Consider the following 17,140-nt stretch of genomic DNA (forward strand, 5'->3'; position numbering starts at 1 on the left):
CGTGACCCACTATGACGTCGTCGTCCTCGGGGCCGGTCCCGGCGGATATGTCGCGGCCATTCGCGCCGCGCAGCTCGGCTTGAACACCGCGATCATCGAGCCGAAGTACTGGGGCGGAGTCTGCCTCAACGTCGGCTGCATCCCGTCCAAGGCGTTGCTGCGCAACGCCGAACTCGCGCACATCTTCACCAAGGAGGCCCAGACCTTCGGCATCGGCGGCGAGGCGACCTTCGACTACGGCGTTGCCTTCGACCGCAGCCGCAAGGTGGCCGAGGGCCGCGTCGCCGGCGTGCACTTCCTGATGAAGAAGAACAAGATCACCGAGATCCACGGGTACGGCCGGTTCACCGACGCGCACACGCTGTCCGTCGAATTGAATGAGGGCGGCGCTGAAAATCCGGTGACGGTCACGTTCGACAACGTCATCATCGCCACCGGCAGCAGCACCCGGCTGGTCCCGGGAACGTCGCTGTCGGAAAACGTGGTCACCTACGAGGAACTGATCCTGACGCGGGAGCTGCCGCAGTCGATCGTCATCGCCGGCGCGGGGGCCATCGGCATGGAGTTCGGCTACGTGCTGAAGAACTACGGCGTCGACGTCACCATCGTCGAGTTCCTGCCCCGCGCGCTGCCCAACGAGGACGCCGAGGTGTCCAAGGAGATCGAGAAGCAGTTCAAGAAGCTGGGCGTCAAGGTCTTGACCGGAACGAAGGTGGAGACCATCAACGACGACGGCTCGGTGGTCACCGTCACCGTCAGCAAGGACGGCAAGTCCGAGGACCTCAAGGCCGAAAAGGTGTTGCAGGCCATCGGTTTCGCGCCCAACGTCGAGGGCTACGGCCTGGAGGCGGCCGGCGTCGCGCTGACCGACCGCAAGGCGATCGGCATCACCGACTACATGCGCACCAACGTCGACCACATCTACGCCATCGGCGACGTGACCGGCAAGCTGATGCTTGCCCACGTCGCCGAGGCCATGGGCGTGGTTGCGGCCGAAACCATCGCCGGCGCCGAGACTTTGGCCCTCGGCGACTACCGCATGCTGCCGCGCGCGACCTTCTGCCAGCCCAACGTCGCGAGCTTCGGGCTCACCGAGGAGCAGGCCCGCGACGAAGGCTACGACGTCGTGGTCGCCAAGTTCCCGTTCACCGCCAACGCCAAGGCGCACGGGGTGGGCGACCCCAGCGGCTTCGTCAAGCTGGTCGCCGACAGCAAGTACGGCGAGCTGCTGGGCGGGCACCTGATCGGCCACGACGTGTCCGAGTTGCTGCCCGAGCTGACACTGGCCCAGAAGTGGGACCTCACCGCCACCGAGCTGGCCCGCAACGTGCACACCCACCCGACCATGTCGGAGGCGCTGCAGGAATGCTTCCACGGCTTGACCGGCCACATGATCAACTTCTGAGCTTGCCAATGATCCGCAGCGACACCGTGATTGGCGTCATCGGCGGCGTCGCCGCGGGCTATGTCCTGTGGTTGGTGGCCTTTTCGATAGCCGACGACAACGCGGCGGTGGGCCAGTGGGCCCCGACGGTGCTGCTCGGCTCGGCCGCGCTCGCCGTCGGCGCCGTGCTGTGGGGACTCGTGCAACGCCGCCGCGGGAAATACGCGTGGTCGGGGTTCGGCTTCGGCCTGCCGGTCGCGCCGCTGGCGCTGACGCTGGCGGTGCTGGCCGACGTGTACTTCTAGCTGGGCTTGTCCAACGGGATGGCCAGCGCCGACATCGTCGCGGCCAGGCCGTCGTATTGGCTTGCCAGCAAGCAGAATTCGATGAGCTGGCGCCGATCCAGGTGGGTCGCCAGCTGCCGCCAGGTGTCCTCGGTGACCGTGCGATCCTTGACGAACTCGTCGGTGGCCGCCAGCAGCGCCTGCTGCCGCACCGTCAGGCGCGCCTCGACCCGGTCCAGCTTCTCGGGCCAGGCGAAGATGGCGGCCTGCAGGTCGTCGTCCAGGCCCTGATGGCGGGCCATCCCGCGGTGGTGCTGCAGCTCGTATTCGCAGCCACGCACGTGCGCGACCCGCAGGATCACCAACTCGGTGTCGATCGCCGGCAGCCGGCCCCGCAGCAGGCGGCCGCTGTACATCGACCAGGTCCAGAACAGCGCGCGGCGCTGTCCCAGGGTGGTGAACAGGTGCATCTCCGGCACCCTCATCCGGCGCGCGGCCGCCTTGGCCATCACCCAGTTGATGGGCCCCAGCTCGCGGAACCGGCCCGACGGGATCCGGCCTGTCGGCGCGGTCACGGCTGCTTCACCAGGTACGGCGACACGGTGCTGCGGTGCTCGTCCAGATCCAGCGCGCGGCCCAACGCCGGGAACGCCCGCTGCGGGCAGTTGTCGCGCTCGCAGACCCGGCAGCCCGCGCCGATCGGTGTGGCGATATCACCCGACAAGTCGAGTCCTTCCGAGTAGGCGAGCCGGTGCGCGTGGCGGAGCTCGCAGCCCAGCCCGATCGCGAAGGTCTTACCGGGCTGACCATACCGCGCTGCGCGGCGCTCCACGGTGCGAGCCACCCACATGTAGTTGCGCCCGTCGGGCATCTGGGCGATCTGCACCAGGATCTTGCCGGGGTTGGCGAAGGTTTCGTAGACATTCCACAGCGGGCACGTCCCGCCGCTGGAGGAGAAGTGAAATCCGGTGGCCGACTGCCGTTTTGACATGTTGCCGGCGCGGTCCACCCGGACGAACGAGAACGGCACGCCCCGCATCGTCGGCCGTTGCAGCGTCGAAAGCCGGTGCGCGATGGTCTCGTAACTGGCCGAGTAGAACGACGACAGCCGCTCGACGTCGTAGCGGAAATTCTCTGCGACGTCGTGGAATTGGCGGTAGGGCAGCACCGCGGCCGCCGCGAAGTAATTGGCCAGCCCCAGCCGCAGCAGGGTGTGCGACTCCTCGCTGGTGAACTTGCCCTCGGCGACCAGGCTGTCGATCAGGTCACCGAACTCCAGGTAGGCCAATTCGGCGGCCAACTTGAACACCTGCTGACCCGGGGAGAGGTGATTGCTGATCTCCAGCGTCTTGGTGCCGGGGTCGAAGCGGTGCAGGACGGTGTCGCCGAGATCGATGCGCCTGACGATGTGCACCCCGTGCATCTCGGTGAGCCGGCGCGTCAGCTCGCGGGCCAGGTCGCCGTGGTGCAACCGCATCTTGATGGTGAGGTCCTCGGCGGCGGTGTCCAGCTCGTGCAGGTAGTTCTGGCGTTGGTAGAAGTAGTCGCGCACCTCTTCGTGGGGCATGGTGATCGACCCGCTGCCGCTGCCGTCGGAGTACCGCTCCTCGGTGGCGGCGGCCAGCTGCGCGGTGGTGATCCGGTAGCGCCGGTGCAGGTTGACCACCGCGCGGGCCAGCCCGGGATGGGCGCTGACCATCTCGGCGACTTCGGTCGGGTCGACGTCGATGTCCAGGTCGCGGTCCATGGTCACCTCGCGCAGCTCGGCGACCAGCCGGGTGTCGTCCTGCGAGGCGAAGAAGGTCGCGTCCACCCCGAACACCTCGGTGATCCGCAGCAGCACGGCCACCGTCAGCGGGCGTACGTCGTGCTCGATCTGGTTGAGGTAGCTGGGCGAGATCTCCAGCATCTGGGCCAGCGCGGCCTGGGAAAACCCGCGCTCGTTGCGCAGTTGCCGAACGCGGGAGCCGACGAAAGTTTTGGCCACCTAACGAAGCGTACCCGGCGCTGCGAAGGCCTGGTTCGCAGAGTTGGCACCGTGGCGCCTTCGGGTCATGATTGGTGTTCGCGAGTTGCGATTTGGCATTATTCGCGTCGGGTATGGGGGCTAACCTGGGTTAGCGATCTGGAGGGAGGGAAGCCGTGAGCCTGGACAAAGAGCTGATGCCGGTTCCCGACGGCCATCCCGACGTGTTCGGTCGCGAGTGGCCGCTGCGGGTCGGCGACATCGACCGCACCGGCCGGCTGCGGCTGGACGCGGCCGCCCGCCACATCCAGGACATCGGCCAGGACCAGCTGCGCGAGATGGGCTTCGAGGAGACCCATCCGCTGTGGATCGTCCGGCGCACCATGGTCGACCTGATCCGCCCGATCGAGTTCCAGGACATGCTGCGGTGCCGGCGCTGGTGTTCGGGAACCTCGAACCGCTGGTGCGAGATGCGGGTCCGCATCGACGGACGCAAGGGTGGCCTGATCGAATCCGAGGCGTTCTGGATCAACATCAACCGGGAGACCCAGATGCCGTCGCGCATCGCCGACGACTTCCTGGCGGGCCTGCACAAGACCACCTCCGTGAATCGCCTCAAGTGGAAGGGCTACCTCAAGCCCGGCAGCCGCGACGACGCGACCGAGATCCACGAGTTCCCGGTCCGGGTGACCGACATCGACCTGTTCGACCACATGAACAACTCGGTGTACTGGAGCGTCGTCGAGGACTACCTGGCGTCGCACCCCGAGCTGCTGCGGTGGCCGTTGCGCACCACGATCGAGCACGAGGCGCCGGTCGCGCTGGGCGACAAGCTGGAGATCATCTCGCACGTCCACCCGGCGGGCTCGACCGATCAATTCGGTCCCAACCTGGCCGATCGCGCTGTTACAACGCTCACATACGCCGTCGGAGACGAGACGAAAGCCGTCGCCGCGATCTTCGCTTTGTAGCGGTACCTCCGGTCCCGTCATTTCCCTTTCTGACCTGCTGAAATTCGGTTACCGACCGGTAGTTTCTGTAACGGTTCAGTTAGCGTTCATCTTCGCAAGGTTTGCAAACTCGCGCGATCTTGTGGCGGAAATTCGCAAATGAAACGGGTGGACCTGCAGGAACGAGGTGTGCCATCTTCGAGTTAGCACGCCAGTGAAGTTGAGCCATAGCTACCGTCGCAAGCCGGTTGGCGTGGACCGTTCAGCGTTAACTCAGCAATGATGACCGTTTAAGGAGTAAGCCCAATGTCTGTCGTTGGCACCCCCAAGAGCGCCGAGCAGATCCAGCACGACTGGGACACGAACCCCCGGTGGAAGGGCGTCACGCGCACCTACACCGCCGAGGACGTCGTCGCGCTGCAAGGCAGCGTCGTCGAGGAGAACACCCTGGCCCGCCGCGGCGCGGAGGTGTTGTGGGAAGAGCTGCACGACCTGGAGTGGGTCAACGCCCTGGGTGCGCTGACCGGCAACCAGGCCGTACAGCAGGTGCGCGCCGGCCTGAAGGCCATCTACCTGTCCGGGTGGCAGGTCGCCGGTGACGCCAACCTGTCCGGCCACACCTACCCCGACCAGAGCCTGTACCCGGCCAACTCGGTGCCGCAGGTGGTCCGCCGGATCAACAACGCGCTGCTGCGCGCCGACCAGATCGCCAAGGTCGAGGGCGACCGGTCGGTGGAGAACTGGCTGGCGCCGATCGTGGCGGACGGCGAGGCCGGCTTCGGCGGCGCGCTCAACGTCTTCGAGCTGCAGAAGGCCATGATCGCCGCCGGTGTCGCGGGTTCGCACTGGGAGGACCAGCTGGCCTCGGAGAAGAAGTGCGGTCACCTGGGCGGCAAGGTGCTGATCCCGACCCAGCAGCACATCCGCACGCTCACCTCGGCCCGGCTGGCCGCCGACGTCTGCGACGTTCCGACCGTGGTGATCGCCCGGACCGACGCCGAGGCGGCGACGCTCATCACGTCCGACGTCGACGAGCGCGACCAGCCGTTCATCACGGGCGAGCGCACCCGCGAGGGTTTCTACCGGACCAAGAACGGCATCGAGCCCTGCATCGCGCGGGCGAAGGCCTACGCCCCGTTCGCCGACCTGATCTGGATGGAGACCGGCACCCCGGACCTCGAGCTGGCGCGCAAGTTCTCCGAGTCGGTGAAGTCGGAGTTCCCCGACCAGATGCTGGCGTACAACTGCTCGCCCTCGTTCAACTGGCGCAAGCACCTGGACGACGGCACCATCGCGAAGTTCCAGAAGGAGCTTGCCGCAATGGGATTCAAGTTCCAGTTCATCACGCTGGCCGGCTTCCACGCGCTGAACTACTCGATGTTCGATCTGGCCTACGGCTACGCCCGCAACCAGATGAGCGCCTACGTGGAGCTGCAGGAGCGCGAGTTCGCCGCCGAGGAGCGTGGCTACACCGCCACCAAGCACCAGCGCGAGGTCGGTGCCGGTTACTTCGACCGGATCGCGACCACGGTGGACCCCACCTCGTCGACCACGGCGCTGACCGGCTCGACCGAAGAGGGCCAGTTCCACTGAGTTAGTCTGCCGACCAGACGCAGAATCGCACGTTTGCGATTGAGATCATGCGAGTCTGCGTCTGCTCGCGGCTGAAGTAGCATAGGCCCCGCCCGGCCACGCTGGGCGGGGCCTATTGCGGTGCATGACAATACGACTCGGGAGAGAGACAACAAGTGAGCGACGCAGCGATCCAGCGGGTCGGGGTTGTCGGTGCCGGTCAGATGGGCTCGGGCATCGCCGAGGTCTCCGTCCGCGCGGGAGTCGACGTAACGGTGTACGAGCCGACCGAGGCGCTGATCACGGCGGGGCGTAACCGCATCGTCAAGTCACTGGAGCGGGGCGTCAGCGCCGGCAAGGTGACCGAGCGGGAGCGGGACCGCGCGCTCGGCAAGCTGACCTTCACCACCGACCTCAAAGACCTGGCCGACCGCCAACTGGTGATCGAGGCCATCGTCGAGGACGAGGCCGTCAAGGCCGAACTCTTCGCCGAACTGGACCGGGTCGTCACCGATCCCGACGCCGTGCTGGCGTCGAACACCTCCAGTATCCCGATCATGAAGGTCGCCGCGGCCACCAAGAACCCCGAGCGCGTGCTGGGTCTGCACTTCTTCAACCCGGTCCCGGTGCTGCCGCTGGTCGAGTTGGTGAGCACGCTGGTCACCGACGAGGCCGCCGCCGCCCGCACCGAGCAGTTCGCCGGCGCGGTGCTGGGCAAGCAGGTCGTGCGCTGCTCGGACCGGTCCGGCTTCGTGGTCAACGCGCTGCTGGTGCCCTACCTGCTGTCGGCGATCCGGATGGTGGAGGCCGGCTTCGCCAGCGTCGAGGACGTGGACAAGGCCGTCGTCGCGGGGCTCTCGCACCCGATGGGCCCGCTGCGGCTGTCCGACCTCGTCGGCCTCGACACCCTCAAACTCATCGCGGATAAAATGTTCGAAGAATTCAAAGAACCGCAATACGGTCCGCCGCCGTTGCTGCTGCGTATGGTGGAGGCCGGTCGGCTGGGCAAAAAATCCGGCCAAGGTTTTTATATTTACTGACACGGCCGGGTGGCCATGTGGCGGCCGATCTGCGCATCCGATATTATTCTCCGGGTCAACAAGCGAGAGGTGTATCGGGCAACCATGACTTCGTTGGAGCCGTATTACGAAGAGTCGCAATCTATCTATGATGTATCGGACGAGTTTTTTGCGCTATTCCTAGACCCAACAATGGGCTATACCTGCGCTTACTTCGAGCGAGACGATATGACCCTCGAGGAAGCTCAGAATGCGAAGTTCGACCTGGCGCTGGGAAAGCTGAACCTCGAGCCCGGCATGACGCTGCTCGACATCGGCTGCGGCTGGGGCGGCGCGCTGCAGCGGGCGGTCGAGAAATTCGATGTCAACGTGATCGGAATTACGCTCAGCCGCAACCAGTTTGAGTACAGCAAGGCCAGGCTGGCGGGAATCCCGACCGAGCGCAACGTCGAAGTGCGGCTGCAGGGCTGGGAAGAGTTCGACGACAAGGTCGACCGGATCGTCAGCATCGGGGCATTCGAAGCGTTCAAGGCCGAGCGTTGGCCCGCGTTTTTCGACCGCGCCTATGACGTCCTCCCCGATGATGGCCGGATGCTCCTGCACACAATCTTGGCGCATTCACAGAAGCAGATGCACGAGCGCGGTATCGCGCTGACGATGAGCGACGTGCGCTTCACCCGATTTATCTACACCGAAATTTTCCCGGGCGGTCAGTTGCCGGCGCAGGAAGACATTGAAGCGCTGGCGCCGGCGGCGGGATTTTCCGTCGAAAGAGTGCAATTACTGCGTGAGCATTATGAACGGACGCTGAATATCTGGGCGGCCAATCTCGAGGCGAACAAGGAAAAGGCGATCGCCATCCAGTCCGAAGAGGTATACGAGCGCTATATGCACTATTTGACGGGCTGCGAGGACTTCTTTCGCAAGGGCATCAGCAACGTCGGCCAGTTCACGCTGACCAAGTAGCGTCCGCGGTCATCTACCAGGCGGCGCCGGCCCCGGCCGGCGCCGTCGGTCACTTCTCGCAGGTGAACTGGTTGACGTCGGTGTAGCCCTGGCGGAACAGCTTGGCGCAGCCGGTCAGGTACTTCATGTACCGGTCGTAGACCTGCTCCGACTGGATCGCCACGGCCTCGTCCTTGTTGGACTCGAGCGCCGCGGCCCAAATTTCCAGCGTCCTCGCGTAGTGCAGCTGCAATGACTGGATCCGGCTCACCTTGAAACCGGCGTCGGTCGCGTGCTCTTCGACCGACGGGATCGTCGGCAGCCATCCGCCGGGGAAGATCTCGGCCAGGATGAACTGGGTGAAATGAACGACCTCATGGGTCAACGGGGTGCCCTGCGCCCTGGCCTCCTTGAAGGTCGGACGGGTGATGGTGTGCATCATCATGACGCCGTCGGCCGGCAGCACCCGGTAGGCCATCTTGAAGAAGTGGCCCCAGCGCTGGCGGCCGAAGTGCTCGAACGCGCCGATGGAAACGATGCGGTCGACGGGCTCGTCGAACTTCTCCCAGCCCTCCAGCAACACCCGCGCCGAGCGCTTCGTGTCCAGCTGGTCGAACGTCTGCTGAACGTGCTCGGCCTGGTTCTCCGACAGCGTCAGGCCCACGACGTTGACGTCGTACTTCTCGATGGCGCGCCGCAACGTGGCGCCCCAGCCGCAACCGACGTCGAGCAGCGTCATTCCCGGCTCGAGTCCGAGCTTGCCCAGCGACAGGTCGATCTTGGCGATCTGCGCCTCCTCGAGCGTCATGTCGTCCCGCTCGAAGTAGGCGCAGCTGTAGGTCTGGGTGGGGTCGAGGAACAACCGGAAGAAGTCGTCGGACAGATCGTAGTGCGCTTGCACGTTCCCAAAATGCGGCGTGAGCTGCACAGACATGAGCAGTAGGGCCTTTCTGTATCTCGGGTTCCGGGCGTCCTGGCGACCAGGCGCCCCGGGTTCACCCCCGATGCATCCCCTGCATGCTAGCCGTTAAGGCCGGACAAGTCGCATCGCCGAAGTCGGCTTTGCGTCACACGTGGGTCACAAAGCGGTGTGCAACACGGCGCCCGCCGCAAGCCCCAGGACCAGCAGCGCACCCGCCTGGCGCACGTGCACCCAGGCCAGTGCGGCGTACCACAGCGGCCACACCGGAAACTTCGGTGGCGGCTCGTCGGGCCTCGGGCGGCGGAAATACGGCCACACCTTCGCCAGCCGCGGCAGCGCCACCGCGACGATCAGCGCGGGCCACGGCATCGCCCCCACCGCGACGGCGACGGCCACCAGCACATAGAAGCCGACCATCATGCCCAGGGTGACGGCCCGGGCCCGCGCCTCGCCGAGCAGCACGGGCAGGGTCCGGATGCCCAGCGGCTCGTCGTAGGGAATCTTGTCGATGTGCTTGCCCATCAGCACCGTTGTGCACAGCAAGCCGTAGGGCAGCGATGCCACGACGACGTCCCAACCGACCGTGCCCACCGCGGAGTAGTAGGTGCCGCACACCATCAGCGGGCCCCACACGACGAAGACGTCCGGTTCGCCGAGGCCGCGCTTCTTCAGCCGCAGCGGTGGCGCCGTGTAGGCGACGCTGAGGGCGAACCCGCCGAGCGCGAACGCCACCACCGGCCACCCCCGCGCCCACGCCAGCGTCACCAGGATGGCCAGATCCGCGACGTTGACCGCCAGGATCGCCAGGACGAGGGTGCGGCGGCTGATCAGCCCTGAAAGCACCGGGTGCGGGGCGTACAGCGCGCGCGGGTAGGTGGCGCTGTCGGTGCCGACCTGGGTGTCGTAGAGGTCGTTCATCAGGTTGTTGGCGGTGTGCGCCAGCGTGATGCCGAGCACGGCCAGGACCAGCCAGCGCCAGTCCAGCCCGGGCTTGCCGACCGCCAGCAGGGCCGCCACCAGGCCGGCGACCAGGGTCATCGGCAGCACCGCCGCCCGGGTCACCACGAGCCACCGCGTGACGGCGTCGACCGGACCATCCGGGGGTGGGTTGGTGGTGCGAAGCGCGTACGCCCACGACCGCAGGCGCGAGCCCGCGCTCACGTCAGGCATCGGGCGCCCGTCTCATGACTCTCGCGGGGGCAGGATCGGCGAGGGGTGCGGCTGCCCGCGGAACTTCTCCAGCGACCCGCCCGCCTCGACGATCCCGCAGATCGCGCTCCAGCTCAGCATGGTCAGGTAGTCGATCAGCTCGTCGGCGCTCATCCGGGGGTCGGAGATCCAGGAGTGGGTGGCCAACTGCACGCCGCCGACCATGATGTAGGACCACGTCTCCACGCCGCCCGTGTCCATCCCGGCCTCCTGCATGCGGCGCCGCAACATCATGGCAAGCATGCGGGCGATGATTCGCTCCGAGTCGGCGATCACCTTGCTCTTGGTCGGCGAGCTGTTGGCCATCACGAACCGATAGGGCTCCGGCTCGTCGGCGACGGTCTCGACATACACCCGGATGATCTCGCGGGTCAGGTCGAAGCCGTCCAGGTTGGAGGTCAGCGCGCCCGCCATGTTGGGGATCAGCGTCGACTGCGCGAAGCGCATCAGCACCGCGGTGGTCAGGTCGTTCTTGTCGACGAAGTAGCGGTACAGCACGGTCTTGGAGACACCGATCTCCGCCGCGATCTCGTCCATGCTCAGGAAGCGGCCGTGCCGGCGGATCGCCACGATCGTGCCGTCGACCAGCTCGTTGCGGCGCTCCACCTTATGTTGGTGCCAGCGCCTTTTGCGACCATCCGTCTTCACGGCCACCGCCGGGATCCGCTCTGCCAATCTCGCCGCTTCCCACTCATCAGACGCCCCCGATACTACGGCTTGCGCCGGCCGTTTTGGCGGATGGGCCGGGCGTGCGCGGGCCGTCCCAGCAGGGCGGTAACACTAACTGGCCGCGGGGATACATGATGGTGTGGTGGCACACCGAGCCTCACCCGGCGGCGACGCACCGGCGGGGCAGCTCCGCACCTCCCTGGCGGAATCCTTCGCCGGGGCGGATCCGGACGCCGATGCCCAGCGGCGGGTGGCGCTGCGCCGGATGAAGATGGTGGCGCTGGGCTTCCTGGTCGGCGCTACGGGCCTGTTCCTGGCCTGCCGGTGGGCACAGGCCCACGCCATCACGGCGACCTGGGTCGGTTACGTCGGTGCGGCCGCCGAGGCCGGCATGGTGGGCGCCCTGGCCGACTGGTTCGCGGTCACCGCGCTGTTCAAGCACCCGCTGGGCATACCCATTCCGCACACCGCGATCATCAAGCGCAAGAAGGACCAACTCGGGGAGGGGCTGGGAACCTTCGTGCGGGAGAACTTCCTGTCGCCGCCCGTCGTCGAGACCAAGCTGCGCGACGCCCAGGTGCCCAGCCGGCTGGGCAAGTGGCTATCGGAGGCCACGCACGCCGAGCGGGTGGCCGGCGAGACGGCGACGGTGCTGCGGGTGCTGGTGGAGCTGTTGCGCGACGAGGACGTCCAGCAGGTCATCGACCGGATGATCGTGCGGCGCATCGCCGAACCGCAGTGGGGCCCGCCGGTGGGCCGGGTGCTGGCCACCCTGCTGGCAGAGAACCGCCAGGAGGCGCTGATCCAGCTGCTGGCCGACCGGGCGTTCCAGTGGTCGCTGAACGCCGGGGAGGTGATCCAGCGCGTGGTCGAACGTGACTCGCCGAGCTGGTCTCCGCGGTTCATCGACCACCTCGTCGGCGACCGGATCCACCGCGAGTTGATGGACTTCACCGACAAGGTGCGCCGCAACCCCGACCACGAGTTGCGCCGTTCGGCGACGCGCTTCCTGTTCGAGTTCGCCGACGACCTGCAGAACGACGCGGAGACCATCGCGCGCGCCGACGCCGTCAAGGAACAGCTGATGGCGCGCGACGAGATCGCCAACGCCGCGGCGACGGCGTGGAAGACGCTGAAGAGGCTGGTGCTCGAGGGCGTCGACGACCCCTCCAGCACCCTGCGGACCCGCATCGCCGACACCGTGGTCCAGATCGGCGAGTCGCTGCGCGACGACGCCGAGCTGCGCGACAAGGTCGACAACTGGATCGTGCGGGCGGCGCAGCACCTGGTCTCGGAGTACGGGGTGGAAATCACCGCGATCATCACCGACACGATCGAGCGCTGGGACGCGGAGGAGGCCAGCCGGCGCATCGAGCTGCACGTGGGTCGTGATCTGCAATTCATCCGGATCAACGGCACCGTGGTCGGGTCCCTGGCGGGGCTGATCATCTACGCCGTCGCGCAGCTGCTTTTCTAGGGGTGCTAACAAGTGCTTGCAAAAGCAAGCACTGGGTCGTAGGCTGAGGCCATAAGCCACGCCAATCGATCCGAGGAGTAGCGATGCCGCAGGAGGAGAAGCTCTCCGCCAAGGTGTCGACGGCGGCCTCCGACATGGCCTCCGACCTCGGCAGCTTCATTCGCGACCTGCGTGAGAACGCGCAAGTCTCGGTGCGGCAGCTGGCCGAGCGGTCCGGCGTCAGCAATCCATACCTGAGCCAGGTGGAGCGCGGACTGCGCAAGCCGTCCGCCGACGTCCTGAGCCAGATCGCGAAGGCGTTGCGGATCTCCGCCGAAGTGCTCTACGTGCGGGCCGGGATTCTCGAGCCCAGCGACAAGAACCAGGTGCGCGACGCCATCATCACCGACACGGCGATCACCGAGCGCCAGAAGCAGATCCTGCTCGACATCTACGCGTCATTCGCCGAGCAGAACGAATCCAATTTCGAGGAGAGTCCCAGCGAATCCGACAGCGACGAGTGAGGCATTCGCAGTCGCGCCAGTGACACCGATGACTTGGTGACGCATAGATGCCAAGCCGCTTGGTTACCCGAAGGGAAGGGGTTTGACGCCAGGCCCACCAAGTCCGGATGCCTGGCCCACGCTGCGAACTCGATCAGCCGACCCGATCAATCAGGAGGTTCCCCAGGCAAGATGCGGGCCACGTCAATCCGCGGGTCTTGACCCAGTCCCCGCCTGCCCTTCTTCCAGATCAGACACGCAGCAACCCCGATAAGAAACAAATTATGAAAGGAAACACCATGGCTGAAAACCCGAACGTCGAGGACTTGCGGGCTCCGTTGCTGGCGGCGCTCGGCGCGGCCGACCTGGCGCTGGCCACCGTCAACGACCTGATCACCAACCTGCGCGAGCGGGCCGAAGAAACCCGCACCGAGACCCGCAGCCGGGTCGAGGAGCGCCGCGCCCGCCTGTCCAAGCTTCAGGAGGACCTGCCCGAGCAGTTCACCGAGCTGCGCGAGCGCTTCACCTCCGACGAGCTGCGCAAGGCCGCCGAGGGCTACCTGGAGGCCGCGACCAGTCGCTACAACGAGCTGGTCGACCGCGGCGAGGCCGCCCTGGAGCGCCTGCGCAGCCAGCGGCCCTTCGAGGACGCCTCGGCGCGCGCCGAGGGCTACGTCGACCAGGCCGTCGAGCTGACCCAGGAGGCGCTCGGCACCGTCGCGACGCAGACCCGGGCGGTCGGCGAGCGCGCCGCCAAGCTGGTCGGCATCGACCTTCCCAAGAAGGCCGAGTCGGCCAAGAAGGCTCCGGCCAAGAAGGCGCCCGCCAAGAAGGCTCCGGCCAAGAAGGCCCCGGCCAAGAAGGCCTCAGCCAAGAAGGTCACCCAGAAGTAGCCTCCACGCGCGACTCCGAGTTGTCCCCGGACAACTCGGAGTCGACGTTTTGGACGGTGCCCGCATACCCTTGATGCGTGACCCACGCCGTGAGCATCGTCATGTTCGTCCTGCAGATCGCCGTCGCGCTGACGGCGGTGTACGCCTTCGTGCACGCCGCGCTGCAGCGAACCGACGCCTATACCGCCGCAGAAAAGCTGACCAAGCCGGTGTGGTTGGTGATCCTCGGCGTGGCCGTGGCACTTTCGTCCGTCTTGAGTTTCGTGTTCGGCGTGCTCGGCATGGCGATCTCCGCCTGCGCCGCCGGCGTGTATCTGGTCGACGTGCGGCCGAAACTCCTCGAGATTCAGGGCAAGTCGCGCTAGCGGGATGAGAGCCCTGCTGGCCGCGCCGGCACTGGCCCTGGTCGCCTTGCTGGGCCCGCCGGCCCCCGCGTCCGTCGCTCGGGCCGACGCCACCCCGTCACCCCCTTTCATCGACCACACCCAGTGGTCCCGCTGGCAGGGCCTGTCCAGCCTGCGGGTTTTCCCGACCCCATCCGGGCGGCTGGCCGCCAGACAACCGGGCACCGCGGCGCAGGCCGACGAGGCCTGGGCCGAGGTGCTCGCGCTGTCGCCGGACGCCGCCACCCCCGGCATGCGCGCACAGTTCGTCTGCCACTGGCAGCTCGCCGAGTTCGTACAACCGGGCAAGGCGAGCTGGAACCTGGAGCCGTGGCGCCCGGTGGTCGACGACGCCGAAATGTTCGCCACCGGCTGCAATCCCGGCGGTCCGGAAGAAGGCTTCTAGGTGGCGAGCCGACCCACGCGGGCCCAGCTGGCGGCCCTGATCGACCACACCCTGCTCAAACCCGAGGCCACCCGCGCCGACGTGGCCGCGCTGGTCGCGGAGGCGGGCGACCTCGGGGTCTACGCGGTGTGTGTCTCGCCGTCGATGGTCGCGGTGGCGTCGCAGGCCGCCAGCCCCGGCGTCCGGGTGGCGGCGGTGGCCGGCTTTCCGTCGGGCAAGCACGTGCCGGCGGTCAAGGCGCACGAGGCCGCGCTGGCCGTGGCGGCCGGCGCCGGCGAGATCGACATGGTCATCGACGTGGGCGCCGCGCTGGCCGGCGACGTCGCCGCCGTGCGATCCGATATCGAGGCGGTGCGCGCCGCGGTGCCGCTAGCGGTGCTCAAAGTCATCGTCGAGTCGGCGGTGCTGCTGGCCCGGGCGGGTGTGGGCACGCTGGCGGACGTGTGCCGCGCCGCCGAGGACGCCGGCGCCGACTTCGTCAAGACCTCGACCGGCTTTCACCCGGCGGGCGGGGCGTCGGTGCATGCCGTCGCCGTGATGGCCGAGACCGTCGGCGGGCGGCTGGGCGTCAAGGCGAGCGGCGGCATCCGCACCGCCGCCGACGCGCTAGCGATGCTGGAGGCCGGCGCGACCCGCCTCGGTCTATCGGGAACCCGCGCGGTGCTCGACGGGCTCGGCGCTTCCTAGAGGTTGGCGAAGCAGGGGTCGGTGGTGTTGTCGTTCGGAATGCTGGCGTTCTGCGTCGAAAAGTGGGCTGTCACACCGGTATCGGTCACCTGCACACTGTCGGCGTGGATTCCCAGCGGGTAGTTCTTGGTGAATTGCGCGGTGAAGTCGTCCAGCGTCGACTGCACCGATTCCTTCGGCATGGTGAAGCCCAGCGCGTTGAAGCTGACGATCTGCAATTGCAGCCCGGTGCCGGACACCACCGGCTTGGCCGTGATGTTGTCGAGCATGCCCTTCAGCTCGATGGTGCCGTCGGCCGGGTGAGTGGTCACGCTGTTGGTGACGAACGGACCCAGGACCGGGATCGCGTTCTGCACCGACTGCTTGATGCCGTCATTGGTCCAGGCGATGCTGGCGTCCAGCGAGCCGATGGTGCCTTTCGAGTTGGCGCTCGACTGCAGCCGGACGTCGCGGATGTTGAGGTTGAGCTTCATGCCCTTGGCGTCGCGGATGTTGTTGCCGGCCGTCTGCACCGAGATGTTGGTGTAGTGCTTCGTGGCGTGTTGCCACAGCATCAGCGGCGTCACGCCGAAGGACGCGGTGGCCTGGTCCTTGACCTCGCACGCCACCGCCTGGGCGACTTTGGAGTTCGCCTCGTGACGGACGTACAGCTCGCCCCCGATCAGCGCGGCGATGAGGAGCGCGAAAACGATGATGCAGATCAGCGCGATGGACAGCGGGTCGCGAAGGAGGCGTCGTTTTCTCTTCACCGGTGCCGGCTCTTCGTCGGGGGTCGCGAGCTTGCCCGTCGGGCCCGCGGGCGGGACGGGCGGCGGCGGGTAAGTGGGTCGCTGCGGGTTCTGGTGCGGGACGGCCAACTGCTCGGTCTGCTGACCCGCGGCGGCCGGCGGCGGCGCCTGCTGCGCCGGGCCGCCGGTGCTGATCCGTTCGGTCGGCCGCTCAGTCGGGGGCTGGCCGAAGGGCCCCTGGTTGCCGGGACGGGCCCATGTCGAGGGGCCCTCGTTCGGTGGTCCTGGTGGGCCCTGTGGGTTCGTCACCCAACCGATTCTGCCCTATCCACCTGAGCAAAGTCGGAGCGGTTGCGCAGCACCGCGATGCTGTCCCGGGCCGCGGCGACCCGGTCCACGTCGATGTCGGCGACCACGAGCTGGGGGCCGTCGCCGGCCGAGGCGACCACCTCGCCCAGCGGTGAGACGACGAGGCTGCCGCCCACGCCCAGCGGCGCGCCCGCGCCCGACCCGGACTTGGTCAGGGCGTCGCCGGGATCGGCCTGACCGACCGCGGCGACGTAGCTCATCGAGTCCAGCGCGCGGGCCCGGGCCAGCAGCGTCCACTGGTCGAGCTTGCCCGGCCCGGAGCCCCAGGACGCGCAGACGACGATCAGCTGGGCGCCGCGGCGGGCCAGCTCGGTGTAGAGCGCGGGGAAGCGGACGTCGTAGCAAACGCTCAATCCCACCCGGACGTCGTCGACCTCGACCACCACCGGGTCGTGGCCCGGCGCGACGGTGCGCGACTCGGTGAAGCCGAACGCGTCGTACAGGTGGATCTTGTCGTAGTGGGTGTCCGGCCGGTTGGGGGCGCCGGGCCCGGCCACGATCAGCGTGTTCTTCACGCGTCCGTCGCCGGCCGGGGTGAACATGCCCGCGACCACGGTGATCCCGGACTCGGTCGCGATCCCGCGCACGCCGTTCGCCCAGGGCCCGTCGACGGGCTCGGCGATCGGGGCCAGGGGGACGCCGAATCGGCACATGGTCGCCTCGGGGAAAGCCACCAGCCGTGCGCCGGCGTCGGCGGCGCGGCGGGTGTGCTCGCGGACCAGCTCGAGGTTCGCCGCCGGCTCGCTGCCACTGAGGATCTGCGCCAGCGCGATTCGCATGGGCGCCAGCTTAGGC

The 17,140-nt window shown here is 67.4% G+C and carries 19 protein-coding genes; 12 read left to right on the plus strand and 7 right to left on the minus strand.

The window, feature by feature from the left end; genetic code table 11:
* Position 1: 1 nt before the first annotated feature.
* Both lpdA and AC5Y5E_RS11670 read left to right on the plus strand, forming a co-directional pair.
* Positions 2-1,405: a dihydrolipoyl dehydrogenase gene (lpdA, locus tag AC5Y5E_RS11665; RefSeq protein ID WP_499903131.1), complete on the plus strand. Its 1,404-nt coding sequence runs from the start codon at positions 2-4 to the stop codon at positions 1,403-1,405.
* 8 nt (positions 1,406-1,413) lie between these two features.
* The gene (locus tag AC5Y5E_RS11670) at positions 1,414-1,689 is read left to right on the plus strand and encodes a hypothetical protein (protein ID WP_499903132.1); all 276 of its coding nucleotides are present in this window, start codon (positions 1,414-1,416) and stop codon (positions 1,687-1,689) included.
* Here the strand turns inward: AC5Y5E_RS11670 and AC5Y5E_RS11675 are convergent.
* Positions 1,686-2,243: a carboxymuconolactone decarboxylase family protein gene (locus AC5Y5E_RS11675; RefSeq protein WP_499903133.1), complete on the minus strand. Its 558-nt coding sequence runs from the start codon at positions 2,241-2,243 to the stop codon at positions 1,686-1,688. The genes AC5Y5E_RS11670 and AC5Y5E_RS11675 overlap by 4 nt on opposite strands.
* Positions 2,240-3,655: an acetate metabolism transcriptional regulator RamB gene (gene ramB, locus AC5Y5E_RS11680; protein ID WP_499903134.1), complete on the minus strand. Its 1,416-nt coding sequence runs from the start codon at positions 3,653-3,655 to the stop codon at positions 2,240-2,242. The genes AC5Y5E_RS11675 and ramB overlap by 4 nt, the downstream gene beginning before the upstream one ends.
* A 155-nt stretch (positions 3,656-3,810) precedes the next feature.
* Between ramB and AC5Y5E_RS11685 the strand changes: the two genes are divergently transcribed.
* From AC5Y5E_RS11685 to AC5Y5E_RS11700, 4 genes are all read left to right on the plus strand, one after another.
* Entirely contained in the window at positions 3,811-4,605 is a 795-nt protein-coding gene (locus AC5Y5E_RS11685; RefSeq protein WP_499903135.1) for an acyl-ACP thioesterase domain-containing protein, read from the plus strand.
* Positions 4,606-4,890: 285 nt separating this feature from the next.
* Positions 4,891-6,177 (plus strand): isocitrate lyase, encoded by a 1,287-nt coding sequence (aceA, locus tag AC5Y5E_RS11690; protein WP_499903136.1) that lies wholly within the window; start codon positions 4,891-4,893, stop codon positions 6,175-6,177.
* 155 nt (positions 6,178-6,332) lie between these two features.
* Positions 6,333-7,196, plus strand: coding sequence for a 3-hydroxybutyryl-CoA dehydrogenase (locus AC5Y5E_RS11695; RefSeq protein ID WP_499903137.1), 864 nt, complete (start codon positions 6,333-6,335; stop codon positions 7,194-7,196).
* A gap of 84 nt (positions 7,197-7,280) precedes the next feature.
* A complete protein-coding gene (locus tag AC5Y5E_RS11700; RefSeq protein WP_499903138.1) occupies positions 7,281-8,141 on the plus strand; it encodes a cyclopropane mycolic acid synthase family methyltransferase in 861 nt (286 codons plus the stop codon).
* 49 nt (positions 8,142-8,190) lie between these two features.
* Here the strand turns inward: AC5Y5E_RS11700 and pcaA are convergent, their stop codons facing one another.
* The 3 genes from pcaA to AC5Y5E_RS11715 form a co-directional block, all read right to left on the minus strand.
* Entirely contained in the window at positions 8,191-9,054 is an 864-nt protein-coding gene (pcaA, locus tag AC5Y5E_RS11705; protein ID WP_499903139.1) for a cyclopropane mycolic acid synthase PcaA, read from the minus strand.
* 144 nt (positions 9,055-9,198) lie between these two features.
* Complete coding sequence (locus AC5Y5E_RS11710; protein WP_499903140.1) at positions 9,199-10,212, minus strand: prenyltransferase; 1,014 nt, start codon at positions 10,210-10,212, stop codon at positions 9,199-9,201.
* A 12-nt stretch (positions 10,213-10,224) separates the two neighbouring features.
* Positions 10,225-10,926: a TetR/AcrR family transcriptional regulator gene (locus AC5Y5E_RS11715; RefSeq protein ID WP_499903141.1), complete on the minus strand. Its 702-nt coding sequence runs from the start codon at positions 10,924-10,926 to the stop codon at positions 10,225-10,227.
* 133 nt (positions 10,927-11,059) lie between these two features.
* On the opposite strand from AC5Y5E_RS11715, the gene AC5Y5E_RS11720 reads away from it, so the two are divergent.
* The 6 genes from AC5Y5E_RS11720 (at position 11,060) to deoC (ending at position 15,248) form a co-directional block, all read left to right on the plus strand.
* Positions 11,060-12,397, plus strand: coding sequence for a DUF445 domain-containing protein (locus tag AC5Y5E_RS11720; protein ID WP_499903142.1), 1,338 nt, complete (start codon positions 11,060-11,062; stop codon positions 12,395-12,397).
* An 83-nt stretch (positions 12,398-12,480) separates the two neighbouring features.
* Complete coding sequence (locus AC5Y5E_RS11725) at positions 12,481-12,900, plus strand: helix-turn-helix domain-containing protein (protein WP_499903143.1); 420 nt, start codon at positions 12,481-12,483, stop codon at positions 12,898-12,900.
* Positions 12,901-13,178: 278 nt separating this feature from the next.
* Positions 13,179-13,772, plus strand: coding sequence for a heparin-binding hemagglutinin HbhA (hbhA, locus tag AC5Y5E_RS11730; protein WP_499903144.1), 594 nt, complete (start codon positions 13,179-13,181; stop codon positions 13,770-13,772).
* A 101-nt stretch (positions 13,773-13,873) separates the two neighbouring features.
* Positions 13,874-14,137, plus strand: coding sequence for a DUF2516 family protein (locus AC5Y5E_RS11735; protein WP_499903295.1), 264 nt, complete (start codon positions 13,874-13,876; stop codon positions 14,135-14,137).
* Positions 14,138-14,141: 4 nt separating this feature from the next.
* Entirely contained in the window at positions 14,142-14,561 is a 420-nt protein-coding gene (locus tag AC5Y5E_RS11740) for a DUF2599 domain-containing protein (protein ID WP_499903145.1), read from the plus strand.
* A complete protein-coding gene (deoC, locus tag AC5Y5E_RS11745) occupies positions 14,562-15,248 on the plus strand; it encodes a deoxyribose-phosphate aldolase (RefSeq protein WP_499903146.1) in 687 nt (228 codons plus the stop codon).
* On the opposite strand, the gene AC5Y5E_RS11750 is transcribed toward deoC, so the two are convergent.
* Positions 15,245-16,285 (minus strand): LmeA family phospholipid-binding protein, encoded by a 1,041-nt coding sequence (locus AC5Y5E_RS11750; protein WP_499903147.1) that lies wholly within the window; start codon positions 16,283-16,285, stop codon positions 15,245-15,247. The genes deoC and AC5Y5E_RS11750 overlap by 4 nt on opposite strands.
* Positions 16,282-17,124, minus strand: a complete 843-nt coding sequence (locus tag AC5Y5E_RS11755; protein ID WP_499903149.1) for a carbon-nitrogen hydrolase family protein — start codon at positions 17,122-17,124, stop codon at positions 16,282-16,284. The genes AC5Y5E_RS11750 and AC5Y5E_RS11755 overlap by 4 nt, the downstream gene beginning before the upstream one ends.
* Positions 17,125-17,140: the final 16 nt, after the last annotated feature.

This window comes from Mycobacterium sp. NGS54, from assembly GCF_059812465.1.